Origin of the sequence: Streptomyces sp. NBC_01537, from assembly GCF_045040445.1 — a bacterium.
Lineage (GTDB): Bacteria > Actinomycetota > Actinomycetes > Streptomycetales > Streptomycetaceae > Actinacidiphila.
In genome coordinates this window covers 9,094,941-9,111,184 of the sequence record NZ_CP109392.1, presented here as the reverse complement: position 1 = coordinate 9,111,184, position 16,244 = coordinate 9,094,941, and the positions used below count along the sequence as shown (strand labels likewise).

Genomic DNA, 16,244 nt, shown 5'->3' with positions numbered 1-16,244 from the left:
CTACAAGAAAGGAATAGCAGGGCATGACGACACGATCAGAGCGTGAACCCGAAAAGAAAGAAAAGCCACGCACGGTTAGCATCCCAGGTCGCCTTGAATATCCCGAAGACCTGACTCCCGGGAAAACGGAAAAAGGCGGACTCCATCCCAACCTCTACAACAGCCAAGGGCGCCTCACGAGCCATGCCGACTTCTTTCCCGACACTGAGAACGAAGCAGCAGGCAGAGAATACAGGCCAACTCCGCGAAAAAAGGGGCGCGGTGAGTTCACTGAGGCGATCCGTGATGAGATCCGTGATGCGATCCTTGATTTCCTTGGTCGCGCTATCGACCATGCTGTCGTTGCGGCCGAGTCGCGCATTGAGAGATGGTGGGACGATCAGGCACTTCCGGCCATAAAGTCTCGGTGGAACAAGATGCCTCGACGGAACAGGCTAGCTAAAAGTCGCGAAATCGACAGTCAGCCCTCCACTGCCGAAGCGTCGACCGTGATTGAGGCCACAGTCGCAGATTCTTCACATGGGGCGATTTCCGTGCTCGACGGGAACAAAGTCAACATGAGCGGCGCGGAAGCGCAGATGCGCCTTCTGTTGGCTCTAATGGCTAGAGCATTCAGCGAGGAGCAGGTAAGAATAGTATCTAATGCCCTCATTGAAGATGATGACTTCGCGGAACTGAAACGCACAGTCGGCGAGCTTACGCCTCAGCAGGTTGCGAGCATTATCCAGACGCTTGAGGTAAATCCATTGTTCCTCAACAATGAGACATTGACTGAACTCGAGAAGGCTCTCGGGAGAAACGAGAAGATCAACGAGACACTTCGTCTGACTGATTCCGAGAACCAGCTACGTAGCTCTGACGAGCACTGACGCCCTGTCTACGAACACGGCCTCAAACAGTGCAGCTCCGCGAGAAATCATCCCTGTCCTGTGGTGCCTGTAACTGTTCCCCACCGAGTTCTCGACAGAGCGGGCCCGGTTGGCACACGAACTGGATACGTCTGCCATGGTTGGACCTGAGGCGATACAGAACGCACTCCGCGAAGGTAACGAATGGATAGGTTAAGTAAAGCGTCAAACGCAAAAGATGAAACGAGCAAAAACGCTGGCGACCCAGTAGATACCAGCGAGAATCTCATGCGGCGGATTCAGGCCGTCGAGGAGTTTGTCGAACTAGCCGATCGACTGATTGACGTCGGCGACCTTAAGTGGTCAGAAGTTGAGGCCGACTACCGCCGTCTCGCCGTAAATGCCTGTCTTCGTCGCCAGATCGAAAGCATGACGGCCGCCACAGTTCTCGCACGGCGAGACTTGGGGCATCTTGCCGTCTCGTTTGTTCGCGCATCGCTTGAAGATGTCTTGTACCTTGGCTTCTTTGGGTCGCTGCCGCTTGAAGATTCGCAGGAGCTCTTTCTACTTCTGGGCAACTGGGACGCGACGAGGTCGCTGCTGGCCCAGCGCGCCTATGTCGGGGATGACGTCATGAAGGATCTCTGGTATCCGGAAGGATTTCTTGATGCCGCAGAGCTCAAGCGAGACGAGGTTCGATCGAGCCTGAAAAATCTACAGAAGCGCTACAAATGGTCGGGAGGTACCCTCCCTGCTGCCGACTGGATTGCTGAGCGAGCAGGAAAGAAGGAACTCTACGACTATCTCCATGCCGCTACTAGCCGAGCGCTGCACTTTTCTGCCGGCGAGATTATGCGGCGAGGCTGGGGCCACCCATCTGGCAGAATGACTACTAGCAAGCCAGAGTTCCGATCGCATCTCGCATCGTTCGCACTTGATCAGCTCTGGCGGCTTCATGTGGAGTCCTGGGATGTCACTTCGCCCTTCTGGGAGAGTGCGGGCGTTAGCGGCGACGATAACTTGAACTTCTCTGATACCGAACCTGTGCTGAATCGCCTGCTTTCATTGGGAAAGGTTCCACTTGTCCATGCACATGAGTGGAACCTGACTCCCGAGGGGCCCTTGCGCTGACTCCGAAACCAGCGGTGCTGCGATCGGCTGCTCCAATCCCGTCCAAACCGGGCGGGACTGGGTCGGCAGACCTGCCGTCAAGTCGACGGCAGGTCAGGCGCAAAGGCCCTCCTCACACCCCAGGAACGTCACGTAGCGAGGGAATAGCGCACGGTCGGAATAACCCCCTCCCGCCAGTAGTGCTGGGACTGGAGACGGGGTGCTGCCCTGACCCTGCCTCGGGCCGCCACCTGATCTACGGCCGGGTGTTCAAGAACGCCTCCGACCAGGACGGCAATCACCACTCCGCCGGATACCTGCGCGAGGTCCCCTGGGTCGCGATCCCGCCGGTGGTCACGGCGATCCGCGTTCTGGAGAAGATCGTCCCCGACGGCGGGCTGCTGTTCGACACAGCCGTGCACGCCTTCAAGAACACCCCCGCCGAACCGGCCGCCTCCATCAGACCGAACTCGCTGCGCGGGCGCATCGAGGACTTCGCCACCTGGGCCTCCAACCTGGCCCGCTGCCTGGGCCGCGACCACGAGTCCGTCCCCGCCGACCCGCACGGCGCGATCGGACTGGCCCGCTTCCGCCGCACGCTGGCCTGGCACATCGCTTGCCGCCCGGGCGGGCTCGTGGCACTGGCCATTCAGTACGGGCACATGCGCACCGCGATGAGCGCCGGGTACGCCGCCCGCGGCCGCGACGGCATCCACGAACTGCTCGACATCGAAACCGCCCGGGCCACCGCCGACACCCTCACCACCCTCCACGACGACCTCACCCACGGGGTCGGCATCTCCGGGCCCGCCGCGCGGCGCGCGATCCACGCGGCCGCGCAGGCACCCACGTTCGCCGGGTCGATACGTACCCACCGCCAGGCCCGCGACATCCTCGGCAACCCCGCCCTGACCGTCTACGACAACCCGCGCTCCTTGTTGATGTGCGTCTACAACCGGGACCGGGCGCTCTGCCACCGGCTGGCCGCCACCGACGCCCCGCGGTTGGACCGCTGCCAGCCGTCGTGCGCGAACATCGCGCGCACCGACCACCACGCCGCCGGGCTCCTTGCTCACGCCGAAGCCCTGGAGAAGCAGTCCGTCTCCGAGGTGCTGCCTGGTCCGCTCACCGACCGGCTGGCCCGGCGTGCCGGGCAGCTGCGCGAGCTGGCCGACCGCCACGAGCACGACCGCATCCACCACCAGGAGCCGAACGCATGAGCCCCGCCCCCGACGAGCGCGACCGCATCCGCGCCGCGATGGACCGCATCCTGAGCGGTACGCCCGAGCAGTCGAACGGCGCGCTGACGATCGTCGCGCTCGCCGCCGAGGCCCAGGTTCCTCGCAACGCACTCACCCAGCGCCACCCCGACCTGAAAAACGACTTCTACGACCAGGTCCGCGCCCGCGGGCAGACGCCGGACAGCGAACGACGGCTGCGCCAGCAGGTCCGGCGGCTCAAAAAGCTGCGGGCCGCGGACGCCGAAGGGCTCGCCCAGCTCAAGGCCGACGTCGAGGCGCTGGTCGGCGCCCTGCACCAGTCGATGATGGAGAACCGAGTGCTGCGGCAGACGCTGTCCGAAGGCGTCGCCGGCGTGGTCCGGGTACTGCCGCAGCCGAGGAACGGCCACACCACACACCCGGTGCCGCCCGACCCCACGTGATCGTCCGCTTCGACCTGCTCGGCGGGTCGCGTCTGCGTTCGGTCACTGGCGGGACAGCTGGGGTGTCGGGTGCTTAGCGTTCCGGATTATGAGTGTTGAGTACCTGCCAGATGATCAGGATCGGGGAGTACCGGTGGGCTACCGGCTGCTGCCAGCCTGGCGGCCCGGCCTCACTTCAGGTGCCGGCCGAAGAACCTGCCCCCGTCCTCCACCTCGAACCACGGGGTGCCGGTGTGCCCGCCCAGATTGGCGTGCGGCGTCTTCTCCTTGGTGCCGAAGGCGTCGAACAGGTCCAGGGCCCGTTGCCGAGGGTTCCAGTTCAACACGCTGAACTTGACAGAGAATCTCGTGGACACCCACGTCAGCAAGGCGCTCGATGAGGCCTGCGCCGCGAGCTGACCTGCGCAACGCCGCTGGGAGTCCTGTCGCCAACAGGGTGTTTGCGACAGGACTCCGCCGTTACCGGAATGGGCCCGATTTGCGCCGAGCCCGACGCCGCTGCAGGTCCTCGACTGTCAACACGCCCTACGCCGCTGCCTACGGGCGGAATTCGGCGAGCGGATTGGTGACGGCCTCCCGCCACCGCTCCCGGTGGCCGCTCGCGTGGAGCCGGTAGTACACCGTCTCGCGCCGCCCCTCGCCGGTCGCACCGTCGTGGCCACCGATGTTGTGGGCGAGCAGGTAGTGCGCGAACAGCACGCTGCCCGCGCTGCCCAGCGCCTGTGTCGGCTCGCCGAGCTCGATCTTCGGATAGGGGCCCGGATTCATCTCATCGATCCGCGTGAGGGCGTCCGCGCCGTGTTCGGCGAGGTACTGCCCGAAACGCAGATGCGTACCCGGCCAGATCCACAGGTTCCCACGGTGCTGCCGATTGTGATCGGTGAGCCACGCGCCGGCCAGCAGCGAGAAAGTGCCGGGGCGTCCGTCCGGTTCGCCCGGCGTCAGGCCGTCGACGTGCGGGCCGCCCGGCCGATGCGGCCAGGGCGGGATCGTTGTCGCCACCTGCGCGAAATCAGGATCCCGCACAGCCAGATCCGTACGCAGCAACTGGCGGGCGAGCTCCCCGATACCCGTCTCCCGATAGAAGTCGAGCAGCGGATGACCTTGCGGGGTGAAGCGCGGCCACAGGAAATACGGTCCGACGTGATCGTCGGCGACAGGCTGCTGCTCCAGCATCGCGGAGACGATCTCACGGCCTGCGGCGATCTCCTCGCCGCTGAGCACGTTGGGAATGACCACGAACCCCTGCTGGCGGAACGCGGTCCGCATCTCGCCAGTGATTGTCATCATGCCGTTCAGTGCACCAAGCAGCGTCTTCCCTCAGCAACCCAATTACCTTGGCCCTCCGCGCCCACACGCCGTCGCAGCCAGCACCGACACTCCGTCACAAGATCCTCGGCCGAGCCGAATCACATGACCGTGGACAGGTGCCTGCTGGGGCACAACGTGAAATTGCCCGGCAGACCACGAACGTGGTCTGCCGGGCAAGCGGACGCGGTTGTCCGGCGCCGGACATCAAGGCCGAGGCATGCCGGCCTCGGGGAAAGGCGGGCGCTGGATGGTGATGAGGCGATCACAACGGATGCGGGCATCGGCGGTCCGGTCCTCGCCGGGTAGGTAGACGAGTAGGTCGATGTAGCCGATGTGGCTGCGGTCGGTGACCGCGACAGCATGATGTTCCTCGGCGCAGCCGGACAGGCTATAGACGTCACCGGAGTTGAGAGCGGCGGGTCGGTCGTCGAACATCTCCAGCTCCCGCCGCTGATGCCACCAACGGGCCCGCTCACGCATCTTGGGGACGGTGTAGGTCCGTCGGACGCGCTCGGATTCCTGCCGATTCCGCCGACAAGGGGTGCATTCGTTGGTGGCGCCCGGGTTCGGGCCAGAGAGCTGCTGGTCGCAGAACGCCCTGCCGGTTTCGCCGCTGTGACGATGCCCGGTCACCAGGTTGCCTCGCCCCTGGGGAGCCCACAGCAAGGTGTCGTCGCCGTGGCAGGGCTCGCCAGCGGGCAGGGCCAGCTGGCCTGCACGTCGGCGGAAGCGTTCGAGGGCTTCGCCGAGCCGGGTGCAGTTGGCGCACACACGCCTGCTGACAGCGCGGCGGGAATCCAGTGGTTTCCCGCAGTAGCCGAGCAGGTGGCCGGGGATGGGACGGTGCGCAACTGCGCTCCTTCCGGCCCCGGACGCGGCCCGGGTGTCGGGTTCACCACTGGGGTGAGGCGCCGTGGTAATGATCAACAAAGCGCGGGTACAGCTCTGGCACAGCTGATGCGCCGTGTTCTCCGCGATAGGGCCGAGGTCTGGCGAATGCGTGGCGCAGGCTGTCACGGGCCCGGTGCCGTTGAGGAGTACACCGTGATGGGCTGTGCCGTTCGTACGGCCGATGGCGAGCCGGATCAGCGGCAGGGACAAGGGAGCCTCCTGGGCGTCGGGGAGATGGGGCAGATCGGTCCCGCTTCCGCGCGTGCAAGGCCGAATGCTGGCGGCAGCAAGCAGCCCGCGCGTCCAAAGGCGACAGGCGGCGTGGACGCTCGGGCCGCATACGGGGGGAGGGAAGGTGCGGCGGACCTCAGCCCAGCGGGACGACGGTGAGCAGACCTTGAGCGCTCTTGGGCAGCGTGTGCCGGAGAACGGGGACCGGCGAGGCGAGCGAGGAGGCGAAGGCCGCGACCAGGTCGTGCGGGACGCTGGCGCTGAAGGTGGCGCACCACAGATACGGTGCGCCCAGGACCGGTTCCGCCCATGCCTGCCAGCCGGCCAGGTCAGGCCGGGGGTCGGCGTCCTGGATGAGCGGCGGCACAGGGCCGAGCGAGACGCTGGAGATCAAGCTCGGGTCCGTGGCGGTAGTGGCGGGGTTGTCGATATCCCGTATCCAGCCCTGGGCGGTCAGCGCAGTCAGGACGGCCTCAGGTCCGTCGAAGCCGACGGCTGGCTCGGTCCGCACGTCGAGTGCGAGGAGGAAGTCGGCGAGCGCCTCGTGCGGCACGTCGCAGGTGAAGTAGGCATTCCAATCCGTCATTGCACTGGCGGGGTGCGTGCGGGCCGACATCTGCCAGGCCACGGGCAGCCCGCCGAGCTGGAAAGGGTAGGCCGCCAGAATCCACTCGGCGCCGCACAGCGCGTCCGGGCTCACATACAGCAGGGTGCTGTGGGCGGTCGGCCAGCTCGTCCAGCCGGCGCCGCTGAGGAGGGCGCTGATCTGGTCGGCCAGGATGCCGTCGTCACCGGCCAGATGGCGCGGGGTAACCCAGTACACCGGGTCCGCAGGGCCGGGGGCAGGAGGATCGAAGGGGTGGTGCGGGTGCAGGGGCACCTCCGTGAGCTTAGGGAATGGGTCACTGGCCGCCCCTGGGACGGGCCACGCCGCGCCGCTTGCGCGGGGGTGCCTCGACCGGCTCCTGCCAGGTGAGCTCGACGGCGACCTCGGGTGGAAGGTGACCGAGCTGCTCACCGTCGTCGGCGAGAAACACCACCGGCCGCCCGTCCTCGTCCTGGGCCCCGATGACGGCGGCCAGCCGGTGCGCCATGGGGAAGAACGGGTTGATGGCCAGCCGGATCGGTGCTTCGCGGTCGTAGGCGGACAGGCGGTCCAGGAGGGCGCCGACGGTCATCTCCGGCATCTGTGGATCCAAGTGATTCTCCTTGCGATAGGGGGACAGGGGACGCTGCGAAGGGCAGCGTACGGGCCGTACGGATCGGTCCGTATCAGGCGGCATAGAAGGGCAGCCGGGAGTCGCAGGAGCGCAGATGCTACGCGGGTGGCGTCGAACCGTGATGCCCAGGTGTCCGTCCATGCCACCCGGTCGCCGACCTGCCGGGCTGCATCCAGTTGCTCGCCGATGCGGCGGTCGAGGAGATACGGGGAGAGCAACACGCTCCTTGACGTGCCGTGGCCCGCTCAGGCAGGCCGGGAGGTGGCCAGGACCCGGGCCACGGTGGTGGCAACGATGTCGGCAGGGGTCTCGATGTCGAACGACACCTGGTAGCCGGGAACCTTCGCAGTGCCCGTGACAGCGAGCTTCCAGCCCTCGCCATCGGTGCCGGGCCGGCCGAGCGGGAACCAGCCGAGGTAAAAGCGGCCGTCCTTGGAGCTGATGTGGACATCGGCACGGTCGTCCACGATCAGGTTGAACTCCTCGGCACTGAACTGGTCGGTGACCAGCGTCGGCTGGCCCGGGCCGACCTGCCAGGTGCGCAGCCGCAGGGTCTCGACGGTCGTAGAGAATCCAGCCGTGGTCACGTCCACAGTCACAGGCAAACACCTCTCTGACCTGGCGTTTTCTGGGGAAGACACCTACGTTGACATGCCGCTGCGGCTTTGCACCAGTCCTTTCGGGATCTTCCCTGTCTGCCCCAGGCGAACTGGTGTCCCTTGTCATCCAATCGAGGCGTTTGACAGCGAACCCAGCCGTTTCGGCTTCTCTGACAGTGAATCTAGTCGTGAGGGGTGCTCCGTGGCACCTTGGGTGCCTAGCGGGCTCACGCTGTGACTTCCGGTTGTTCTGGGCTGAGGTAGTGCACGTGCGTCTGCTCGGCGTGGAGCATCAGCAGGCCGTGCAGCTCCTCGGCGGCGATCTTGAGCAGGTGGCCGTCGCGGGCGGCGTGGAGGGTTTCGAGGACGAAGGCGACGCGGGTGGAGTCCTCGGTGACGCGAGTGCGGTGGGCGTCGCGGTGGTTCCAGTGCCGGGTCAGCACGCCGGTGGCGTCGGTGTAGATGATCTCGCCGGGCTTGGGGTTCTCAGTGGTGTCGGGTTCGCCGAGCGGGGTGAACTCCTCGGTGCCGTCCGCGTACCGAATTTCGACGGCGCCGGTGACGTGGTCAAGGTCGAAGGCTCCTGCGGGCAGGCCGTGGTGGACGGAGACAGCGTTGTAGGAGTCGACGGCCGGATTGATGCGCGGCAGGGTGCCCTTCTTGGCCATGCGGCGTCCCAGGGCGTCGACACTGGGGCGGATGCGGCGGGGGTTGGTGCCGAAAGAGCGGTAGGCGGTGTGCCACGCCTCGATCCGCGGGTCGCTCTCGTCGGCCGGGGCCCAGGCGCCGGCGGCCAGCTGCTGCTCAAGGCCGTCGAGTGCAGCGGTGGTGTCGGGCCAGGGTTCGTGGCCGCGCAGTCCGCTGGCGGTGACCACGGCGATGAGAGTGTCGGGGAAGGCGTTGGCGACGGCGGGGGTGATGCGGAAGGCGGTCATGGGTAGAGCTCCGTTCCGAGTTGGTGCGGGGTGGGCGGGGTCAGGGTTTCCAGGGGCCGATGCGGTCCAGGCGGCGCCGCTGCTGGCGGGCCGTGGGCTCGTCGAGGGCCTGTTTGCGGTCGGTGAGGCGGTCAGCGACGGTGGCACGGTGCTCTACGGGCTTGTGTTCGTCGTACTTGAATTTGGGCCGGACCTCCGTCACCTGCAGCGTCAGGCCGCGGATGCCGGGCAGCTTCCGCCCGTACGGCGCCTGGTCGACCTCGATGGGGGCGTGGTCGCCGTCGGGCTGAAAGTGGGCCATCTGTCGGCGCAGTAGCTCGGCCTTGGCTTCCGGCTCGTCGACGATGTGGGCCTGGCAGATGAACTGGACGGCGGCGTAGTAGCTGGTGGGCACGCCTTCGGTGGGGGTGGTGTCGGGCTTGGCGCGCCAGGGTCCGGGGACGAAGGCGTAGTCGCCGGTCACGGTGAAGGTGACGTTCGGGTCGTACTCGATCGACTCCCAGACCGGGTTCGGGCGGGCCAGATGGATCAGCAGCTGATTGCCGTCGGGGACGAAGTGGGTGGGCACGGTGGTGGGTGCGTGGCCGGGCAGGCCGTTGACGCTGAGTAGTCCGAAGTCGTGGCCTTCGGCGATCCAGGTCTGCCATTCGGCCTCGTCCAGGGCGGCGTCCCAGGGCTGGATGAACATGCGGGGCTCCTTGAAGTGTGCAGGGCGGTCAGGTGAGGGCGAGGAGGCTGACGGCGACCGCGGCGGCGCCCAGGCCGACGACCTGTCCCTTGTGGATGCGTTCGGCGAGCACGCTGCGGGCGAGCAGGACCGTGCCGGCCGGGTAGAGGGCGGTGATCACGGCGACGACGGTGAGGTCGCCGCTGCGTGCGGCGAGCAGGAACAGCAGGTTCGCCAGCGAGTCCAGCACACCGGCGGTGGCCGACAGGGCGTAGGCGGGCCTCTCGGGGCCGAGCCTGCGGTGCAGGAGCCCGGCCGCGGTCAGCGTGACGGCCGAGGAGACCGCTCTGCTGGTGATCAACGGCGCCACGCCGCTGTCGGACGGCGCCTGGTGCAGGAAGATCAGCTGCAGCGCGATGGCCGCGCCCGCGCCGAGGGCCAGCAGCAGCGCCGTACGCGACGGCCGGGACGAGCCCGTCCCGTGTCCGGCACTGACCAGCACGACCGCGACCAACGCGAGCGGCAGACCCAAAAGGCCGGCCATCCCCAGGTGCTCGCCCTGCAGGAGGCCCACCGCGACCGGGAGCGCGGCGGACACCAGCGCGGTGACCGGGGAGAGCACGTTCATCGGGCCGATGGCGAGGGTCTTGTAGAGCAGGGCGAACGCGGCGGCCGAGGCCACGCCGGAGGCGGCGCCCCAGCCGAGCGCGGCGGGGCTGAACGAGGCGCCGAGCACGGGCCACAACAGCAGCTCGACCGCCAGGCTGGCCGGCGCGGCGACCATCACAGTGCGGAGCACGTGGGCCTTTCGGGCGCCCAGACCGCCGAGGAAGTCGGCGCATCCGTAGGCCAGTGAGCTGCCCAGGGCCAGCAGTAGAGCTATCACGAGACGATCCCTTACGATTACAGCAGAACGACCAAACCGTACAACGGAACGACCGCCCTCTGTCAACCGAACGACCGGGGGGTGCATTCCACTGACCGACCGATGGGGATGGTGACCAGGTGACCGAGACAGAGGCGGCCCTGCGCACGCTCGCGCACAACGTCCGCTCAGCTCGCACTCGCGCCGGCCTGTCCCTGGACGAGCTCGGCCGCCGGGCCAAGGTCAGCAAGGGGGCCCTGGTCGGGCTGGAGAAGGCGCAGGGCAATCCGAACTTCGCGACCCTGGTCCGGCTGGCCGACACGCTGGGCGTCTCGGTCTCCGCGCTGATGGAAGGTCCGACCGAAGAGCGCGTCCGTGTGGTCTCGGCCAGCGCCGTGATGCCGCTGTGGGCGGGCGAGCGGGGCAGCGAGGCCCGGCTCATGCTGACGACCTCGAGCCCCGCTCCGGTCGAGGTGTGGCGCTGGCGCCTCGAGCCGGGCGAGGAGTACCCCAGCCACCCCCATCAGGCCGGCGTCGTGGAAACCGTCAGCGTCACCGCGGGGCACATGGTCCTGGTCGTCGACGGTGCGGAGCACCGGGTCGAAGCCGGGCAGACCGCCACGTTCAACGGTGACGCCCCCCATACCTATCGCGGGGTGGGCGACGAGCCCTGCCATCTGATCATGACCGTCCATCTGCCGCCCGGGCCCGCATCCGCGGCCTGACCAGGCCGCGGATGCAGGCCGGCTCCGCTCGCCCTGGACGACTGGGTTCGATGTCAAACGCCTTGATTGGATGTCAGAGGACAACTGGTGTCCTTCGACGGCTGTGGGATCTCAAGTTCGGCTGCACAATCTCACCGCCCGCTTCATATCGACTGCACTCTCCGTGTTCCTCGACGAAATCGCCCACCGCGCACGGCACATCGAACTGGCCGGCGAGCCCCGCCGCAACACCTCCCACCATGTCTGGGGTTACACCTCCCTGCCCGTCTCACTCTCCGCGCGTGCGGATCACGGGTGAGCTACCCTGCGCGCATGCGCGGACAGTTCACCGGCTGGCCGGAGCAGGCCATGGACGTGTTGTGGCAGCTCCAGGGCGAACCGACCCACGCGACCCGCGAGCGCTACCGCGCGGACCGCGAACGCCTGGTCCGACAGCCGATGATCGCCCTGCTCAACGAGGTCGCGGACACCGACCCCCGGTACGAGGACTTCTCCGTCTGGCACTACCGCACCGACTCCTGGTGGTGGCAGCACCAGGGCGCGGTGATCCGACTCGGCCGCAAGATCGAGATCAATCTCCGGTTCGACCTGGACGGCCTGCGGATCCAGGGCGCCTGGTGGTACCCCGATCCCGGCCAGGTGGACATGTTCCGCAAAGCCGTGGCCTCCGAGGGGAGCGGCCGCGAACTGTCCGCCATCGTCGAGGACGTGCGGAAGAAGGGCTACGACATCTCCGGGGACGTGATGAAACGCCCCCCACGCGGCTATCCGACGGACCACTCCCGTACGAACCTACTGCGCCACCGTTCGCTGATCGCCGCCCGCCCCCTCGGCTGCGAGGAGTGGCTGCACACCCCCGAGGCGGTCGACCGGGTCCTCTCGGCCGCCGCCGACCTGGACGCCCTGCTGATGTGGCTGGTCCGCCACGTGAAGCGCGCCGCCTGACATCACGAGGACGCCGCGCGGCACGGGAGGAACCACACCCGTGCCACCGGCCCTCGCGCTCAGAAGGTGATGCGCACCTTCAGCGAGGACCGGTCGTCCATCGCCCGATAACCGTCCGGCACCTCGGCCAGGGGGACGGCACGGTCGAAGACGGGCCCCGGATCGAGGGCCCCGGAGAGCACATCCGGCAGGAGTTTGGGAATGCAGGCGTGGACCGGGGCGATGCCACCGCGCAGTGCGATGTCGCGGTCGAACATCCGGCGGCAGACCCCGTTATCTTCTTCGCGGTCCTGCAAGAGGGCCGCTGGCCTCCGGGCCCGGCATGACTGTGTCCCCCTGTCGAAGGCATGACCTGGGGGGTGGTGTCACCGGGCCCGGGAGGTGCCGTCGGAGACGCTGATGAGAGGTCCGACCACCGCCCGGTCCGGCGCAATGCCGGGCAGCTCGCGGGCGGCAGGTCTGCATAACGTGGATGCGCGCGTACGGCACCATCGCCGAGGCCGGCACGTTCAACTCCCCTGGAAGGGCGCGATGTTCGACACCGAAGACGTGGGCGTGTTCCTCGGCCTGGACGTCGGCAAGAGTGCTCACCACGGGCACGGGCTCACCCCGGCCGGGAAGAAGGTCCTCGACAAGCAGCTGCCCAACAGCGAGCCGAAACTGCGGGCCGTCTTCGACAAGCTCGTGGCGAAGTTCGGCACCGTGCTGGTGATCGTGGACCAGCCCGCATCCATCGGCGCCCTCCCCCTGACCGTCGCCCGGGACGCGGGCTGCAAGGTCGCCTACCTGCCCGGCCTGGCGATGCGCCGGATCGCCGATCTCTACCCGGGCGAGGCGAAGACCGACGCCAAGGACGCCGCGGTGATCGCGGACGCCGCCCGCACCATGCCGCACACCCTGCGCTCGCTGGAACTCACTGACGAGATCACCGCCGAGCTGACCGTGCTCGTCGGCTTCGACCAGGACCTCGCGGCCGAGGCCACCCGCACCTCCAACCGGATACGCGGCCTGCTCACCCAGTTCCACCCCAGCCTGGAACGCGTCCTCGGCCCGCGCCTCGACCACCAGGCCGTCACCTGGCTGCTGGAGCGCTACGGCTCCCCGGCCTCGCTGCGAAAGGCCGGCCGCCGCAGGCTCGTCGAGCTGATCCGGCCCAAGGCCCCGCGCATGGCCGCCCGGCTGATCGACGACATCTTCGCCGCGCTCGATGAACAGACTGTGATCGTGCCCGGCACCGGCACGCTCGGCATCGTGATTCCCTCCCTGGCCGCATCGCTCGCCGCCGTCCACGCACAGCGCCGGGCCCTGGAGACACAGATCAACGCCCTGCTGGAGGCTCACCCTCTTTCCCCGGTCCTGACGTCGATGCCGGGAGTCGGCGTCAGGACCGCCGCAGTCCTGCTGGTCACCGTCGGCGACGGCACCAACTTCCCCACCGCCGCCCACCTCGCCTCCTACGCCGGACTCTCCCCGGCAACCAAGTCGTCCGGGACCTCGATCCACGGCGAACACGCACCCAGAGGCGGAAACCGGCAGCTCAAACGCGCCATGTTCCTCTCCGCCTTCGCCTGCATGAACGCCGATGCCGCCTCCCGCGCCTACTACGACAGACAACGCACCCGCGGAAAGACCCACACCCAAGCCCTCCTACGCCTCGCCCGCCAACGCATCAGCGTCCTGTTCGCCATGCTCCGCGACGGCACCTTCTACGAACCCCGCACCCCCGAAACCGCCCCCGCCTGAGCCCTTCAACCTTGACGAAGGACATAGAGGCCCCCCCCCGCGTTTCCCGCTGTACGGCACCCCCAGACAGCCGACCGCACCGCCGTCCCGGGTGATAGCGGGCCGTGAGACAACGCAGGTCAACGATCTGCCCGTCGGGAGCGGCCTCAGTAAACCTGGCGGGGATGCACCGAGAGCCGAGACAACCGCAGGTTCTGTCGGTCCAAGCGGAAGGCACTTTCTGCGTGCAGGGTATCGAGAGCACGAGCTGCGCGATCGACTCGATCCTCCGGCGGGCGTATGGTGCGGCGGCGCGGGCACCCTCGCATAGGCTGGCCGTCTCATTCGACGCACCGCGACCAGGATCAGCCCATGCGCAGCAGCACCAGGATCCGCCTGATCGAGCCCACCGACGCCGTCCCGATCGCCGCGCATCGGGTGCGGGACTTCGAGGCTTTCCGGCCGTGGGAACCTGCCCAGCCAGCTGACTTCTTCACCCCGGAGGGCCAGGCGGAGCGGATAGACAGCCTGCTGGCCGGATACCGGGCCGGCGCGGTCTGGCCGGGCGTGGTGCTCGCCGACGACCAGGTGATCGGGCAGGTCACCGTCGGAGGCATCCTGCCGCAGCCGCACCTGCGCCGCGGCTCCGTCGGATACTGGATCGCCAGCGTCGCCCAGAATCAAGGGCACGCCGGGCACGCCGTCGGGCTTGTACTCCGGGTGATGACGGACGAACTCGGGTTGCACCGCGCCGAGGCGTCCACCAATCTGGAGAATCTGCCGTCGCAGCGGGTGCTGCGCCGCAACGGGTTCAGCCCGTACGGCGTCGCGCACTCCTCGATCTTTCTCGACGGGAGCTGGCGGGACGGGCTGCTGTGGGAGCGGGTCCTCGGCGACTAACCTCGCCGCTTCGGTTGAGATGAGGCCGGAAACGGGGAGGACATACGAAAGTGCCTTCTGAGCTGGGACGATGAACCTTGTCGACGGGTTCTGTCGGTCCAAGCGGAAGGCACTTTCTGCGTGCAGGGTATCGGTTCTCGTCCCACGCTCCACGTCTCCACTGACGGTTCGGGGGTGGTCGGGCACGCGGGCACACGTTTACTGGCGGATCTTGCCGATGCCACCGGTCTGACCACCGCCTACTCCACTGCGCTCAGGCCGCTGCGACCGCGTGGTACCGGGCACGATCCAGGTCGGACCGCCACCGATCTCGCGGTGATGCTCGCCGACGGCGGTGAGGCGATAGCGGATCTGGCCGTGCTGCGGGACCAGGGCGAGGTATTCGGACCGGTCGCCTCCACGCCCACCGCCTGGCGGTTGCTCGCCGACACCGACGGGGCAGTACTCGCTTCGCTGCGAGCGGCCCGAGCCTCAGCCCGGGAGGTCGCCTGGATGCAGGCCGCCGAGACCGGCCAGGGCATACCCGCCGTCCAGGCCGGCGGACGAGAACTTCCCGGCCTGGTTTTGGACCTCGACGCCACGCTGATCACCTCCCACTCGGAAAAGGAACAGGCCGCGCCCACTTACAAAGGCGGCTTCGGCTTTCATCCGCTGCTGTGTTTCCTCGCGAACACCGGCGAGGCCATGTCTGGCCGACTGCGGCCCGGCAACTCCGGAGCCAACACCGCCGCCGATCACATCGCGGTGCTGGACGACGCCCTCGCACAGATCCCCGACGCTCACCGGTACGGCACCCAGATCCTGGTCCGCGCCGACAGCGCCGGATCCGCGAAAGCCTTCCTCACTCACATCCGGACCTTGCGCGAGCACGGGTTGAACCTGAGGTTCTCGGTCGGATACGCGGTCACCGAGCCAGTCCGTCGTGCAATCCGCTCACTGCCCGAAGCTCTCTGGCATCCCGCCTTGGACCAGAACGGGACACCGCGAGACGGCGCCGAGGTCGCCGAACTGACCGGCATGGTCGACCTCGCCGGTTACCCGGTCGGCACCCGCATCACCGTGCGGCGCGAACGACCGCACCCCGGCGCCCAACTGTCCCTATTCGACCACGACGAGGGCCTGCGGCACCAGGTATTCCTTACCGATACCTCATACTCCGGCGGCGGCTCCGCACAGTTCCTTGAGGTCCGCCACCGCGGACACGCATGCGTCGAGGACCACATCCGGTGCGGCAAGAACACTGGCTTCGGCCGCTTCCCCTCCCGCCATTTCGACGTCAACGCCACCTGGCTTGAACTCAGCCTCACGGCGATCGATCTCCTCGCCTGGGCCCGCGTCCTCCTACTGGATGGCGAACTCGCCGCCGCCGAACCCAAGAAACTTCGCTACCGGCTGCTACATGTTGCCGCCCGCCTCACCCGCGGTGGACGCCGCCTCCGCCTGCGGATCTCGGCGACCTGGCCATGGAGACACGAACTGGCCACGGCCTTCCACCGCCTTGCCGCACTGCCCCGACCGGTTGACTGACCTGCGGCCCCCGCCCACCCACGATCCGAAGGACCCGGAGAACCCGACCATTGCGCCGGGACTCCACCATGCCCAGGCAACAGAA

18 protein-coding genes and 2 pseudogenes are annotated in these 16,244 nt (G+C 67.6%); 10 read left to right on the top strand and 10 right to left on the bottom strand.

Annotated elements, in window-relative coordinates; all coding sequences use genetic code 11:
- The first annotated feature begins 23 nt into the window (after window positions 1–23).
- The 4 genes from OG607_RS41785 (at window position 24) to OG607_RS41770 (ending at window position 3,621) form a co-directional block, all read left to right on the top strand.
- Window positions 24–869 carry a hypothetical protein gene (locus OG607_RS41785; RefSeq protein WP_405735011.1) on the top strand — a complete coding sequence of 282 codons (846 nt, stop codon included), beginning with the start codon at window positions 24–26 and terminating at the stop codon, window positions 867–869.
- 183 nt (window positions 870–1,052) lie between these two features.
- Entirely contained in the window at window positions 1,053–1,979 is a 927-nt protein-coding gene (locus OG607_RS41780) for a DUF5677 domain-containing protein (protein WP_405735009.1), read from the top strand.
- Window positions 1,980–2,224: 245 nt separating this feature from the next.
- Window positions 2,225–3,178: a hypothetical protein gene (locus OG607_RS41775; RefSeq protein WP_405735007.1), complete on the top strand. Its 954-nt coding sequence runs from the start codon at window positions 2,225–2,227 to the stop codon at window positions 3,176–3,178.
- Window positions 3,175–3,621 (top strand): hypothetical protein, encoded by a 447-nt coding sequence (locus OG607_RS41770; RefSeq protein ID WP_405735005.1) that lies wholly within the window; start codon window positions 3,175–3,177, stop codon window positions 3,619–3,621. Before OG607_RS41775 ends, OG607_RS41770 begins: the two co-directional genes overlap by 4 nt.
- Window positions 3,622–3,791: 170 nt before the next feature.
- Here the strand turns inward: OG607_RS41770 and OG607_RS41765 are convergent.
- The 9 genes and pseudogenes from OG607_RS41765 to OG607_RS41725 form a co-directional block, all read right to left on the bottom strand.
- Window positions 3,792–3,935 (bottom strand): annotated as a pseudogene (locus OG607_RS41765) (alpha/beta hydrolase); the annotation flags it as partial.
- A 223-nt stretch (window positions 3,936–4,158) separates the two neighbouring features.
- A complete protein-coding gene (locus tag OG607_RS41760) occupies window positions 4,159–4,890 on the bottom strand; it encodes a phytanoyl-CoA dioxygenase family protein (protein WP_405735003.1) in 732 nt (243 codons plus the stop codon).
- A gap of 246 nt (window positions 4,891–5,136) precedes the next feature.
- Window positions 5,137–6,033, bottom strand: coding sequence for a hypothetical protein (locus OG607_RS41755; protein WP_405735001.1), 897 nt, complete (start codon window positions 6,031–6,033; stop codon window positions 5,137–5,139).
- Window positions 6,034–6,190: 157 nt separating this feature from the next.
- Window positions 6,191–6,934: a DUF317 domain-containing protein gene (locus OG607_RS41750; protein WP_405734999.1), complete on the bottom strand. Its 744-nt coding sequence runs from the start codon at window positions 6,932–6,934 to the stop codon at window positions 6,191–6,193.
- 22 nt (window positions 6,935–6,956) lie between these two features.
- Window positions 6,957–7,241: a hypothetical protein gene (locus OG607_RS41745; protein ID WP_405737422.1), complete on the bottom strand. Its 285-nt coding sequence runs from the start codon at window positions 7,239–7,241 to the stop codon at window positions 6,957–6,959.
- Between the two features lie 278 nt (window positions 7,242–7,519).
- The gene (locus tag OG607_RS41740) at window positions 7,520–7,873 is read right to left on the bottom strand and encodes a DUF317 domain-containing protein (RefSeq protein ID WP_405734997.1); all 354 of its coding nucleotides are present in this window, start codon (window positions 7,871–7,873) and stop codon (window positions 7,520–7,522) included.
- A gap of 227 nt (window positions 7,874–8,100) precedes the next feature.
- Complete coding sequence (locus OG607_RS41735; protein ID WP_405734995.1) at window positions 8,101–8,808, bottom strand: B3/4 domain-containing protein; 708 nt, start codon at window positions 8,806–8,808, stop codon at window positions 8,101–8,103.
- Between the two features lie 40 nt (window positions 8,809–8,848).
- Window positions 8,849–9,496, bottom strand: coding sequence for an FMN-binding negative transcriptional regulator (locus OG607_RS41730; protein WP_405734994.1), 648 nt, complete (start codon window positions 9,494–9,496; stop codon window positions 8,849–8,851).
- 28 nt (window positions 9,497–9,524) lie between these two features.
- On the bottom strand, window positions 9,525–10,361 hold the full coding sequence (locus tag OG607_RS41725) for an EamA family transporter (RefSeq protein WP_405734992.1): 837 nt from the start codon (window positions 10,359–10,361) through the stop codon (window positions 9,525–9,527).
- Between the two features lie 119 nt (window positions 10,362–10,480).
- On the opposite strand from OG607_RS41725, the gene OG607_RS41720 reads away from it, so the two are divergent.
- From OG607_RS41720 to OG607_RS41710, 3 genes are all read left to right on the top strand, one after another.
- Window positions 10,481–11,065, top strand: a complete 585-nt coding sequence (locus tag OG607_RS41720) for a helix-turn-helix domain-containing protein (RefSeq protein ID WP_405734991.1) — start codon at window positions 10,481–10,483, stop codon at window positions 11,063–11,065.
- Between the two features lie 163 nt (window positions 11,066–11,228).
- Window positions 11,229–11,363, top strand: coding sequence for a hypothetical protein (locus OG607_RS41715; RefSeq protein ID WP_405734989.1), 135 nt, complete (start codon window positions 11,229–11,231; stop codon window positions 11,361–11,363).
- 14 nt (window positions 11,364–11,377) lie between these two features.
- Window positions 11,378–12,010, top strand: coding sequence for a DUF2461 family protein (locus OG607_RS41710; RefSeq protein WP_405734987.1), 633 nt, complete (start codon window positions 11,378–11,380; stop codon window positions 12,008–12,010).
- Between the two features lie 59 nt (window positions 12,011–12,069).
- On the opposite strand, the pseudogene OG607_RS41705 reads toward OG607_RS41710, so the two are convergent.
- Window positions 12,070–12,267, bottom strand: a pseudogene (locus OG607_RS41705) (IMP dehydrogenase); the annotation flags it as partial.
- A 274-nt stretch (window positions 12,268–12,541) separates the two neighbouring features.
- Between OG607_RS41705 and OG607_RS41700 the strand changes: the two are divergent.
- The 3 genes from OG607_RS41700 (at window position 12,542) to OG607_RS41690 (ending at window position 16,159) form a co-directional block, all read left to right on the top strand.
- Complete coding sequence (locus OG607_RS41700) at window positions 12,542–13,753, top strand: IS110 family transposase (protein ID WP_405734985.1); 1,212 nt, start codon at window positions 12,542–12,544, stop codon at window positions 13,751–13,753.
- A 351-nt stretch (window positions 13,754–14,104) separates the two neighbouring features.
- On the top strand, window positions 14,105–14,632 hold the full coding sequence (locus tag OG607_RS41695; RefSeq protein WP_405734983.1) for a GNAT family N-acetyltransferase: 528 nt from the start codon (window positions 14,105–14,107) through the stop codon (window positions 14,630–14,632).
- Between the two features lie 90 nt (window positions 14,633–14,722).
- Entirely contained in the window at window positions 14,723–16,159 is a 1,437-nt protein-coding gene (locus tag OG607_RS41690) for an IS1380 family transposase (protein ID WP_405737420.1), read from the top strand.
- The last annotated feature ends 85 nt before the right edge of the window (window positions 16,160–16,244 follow it).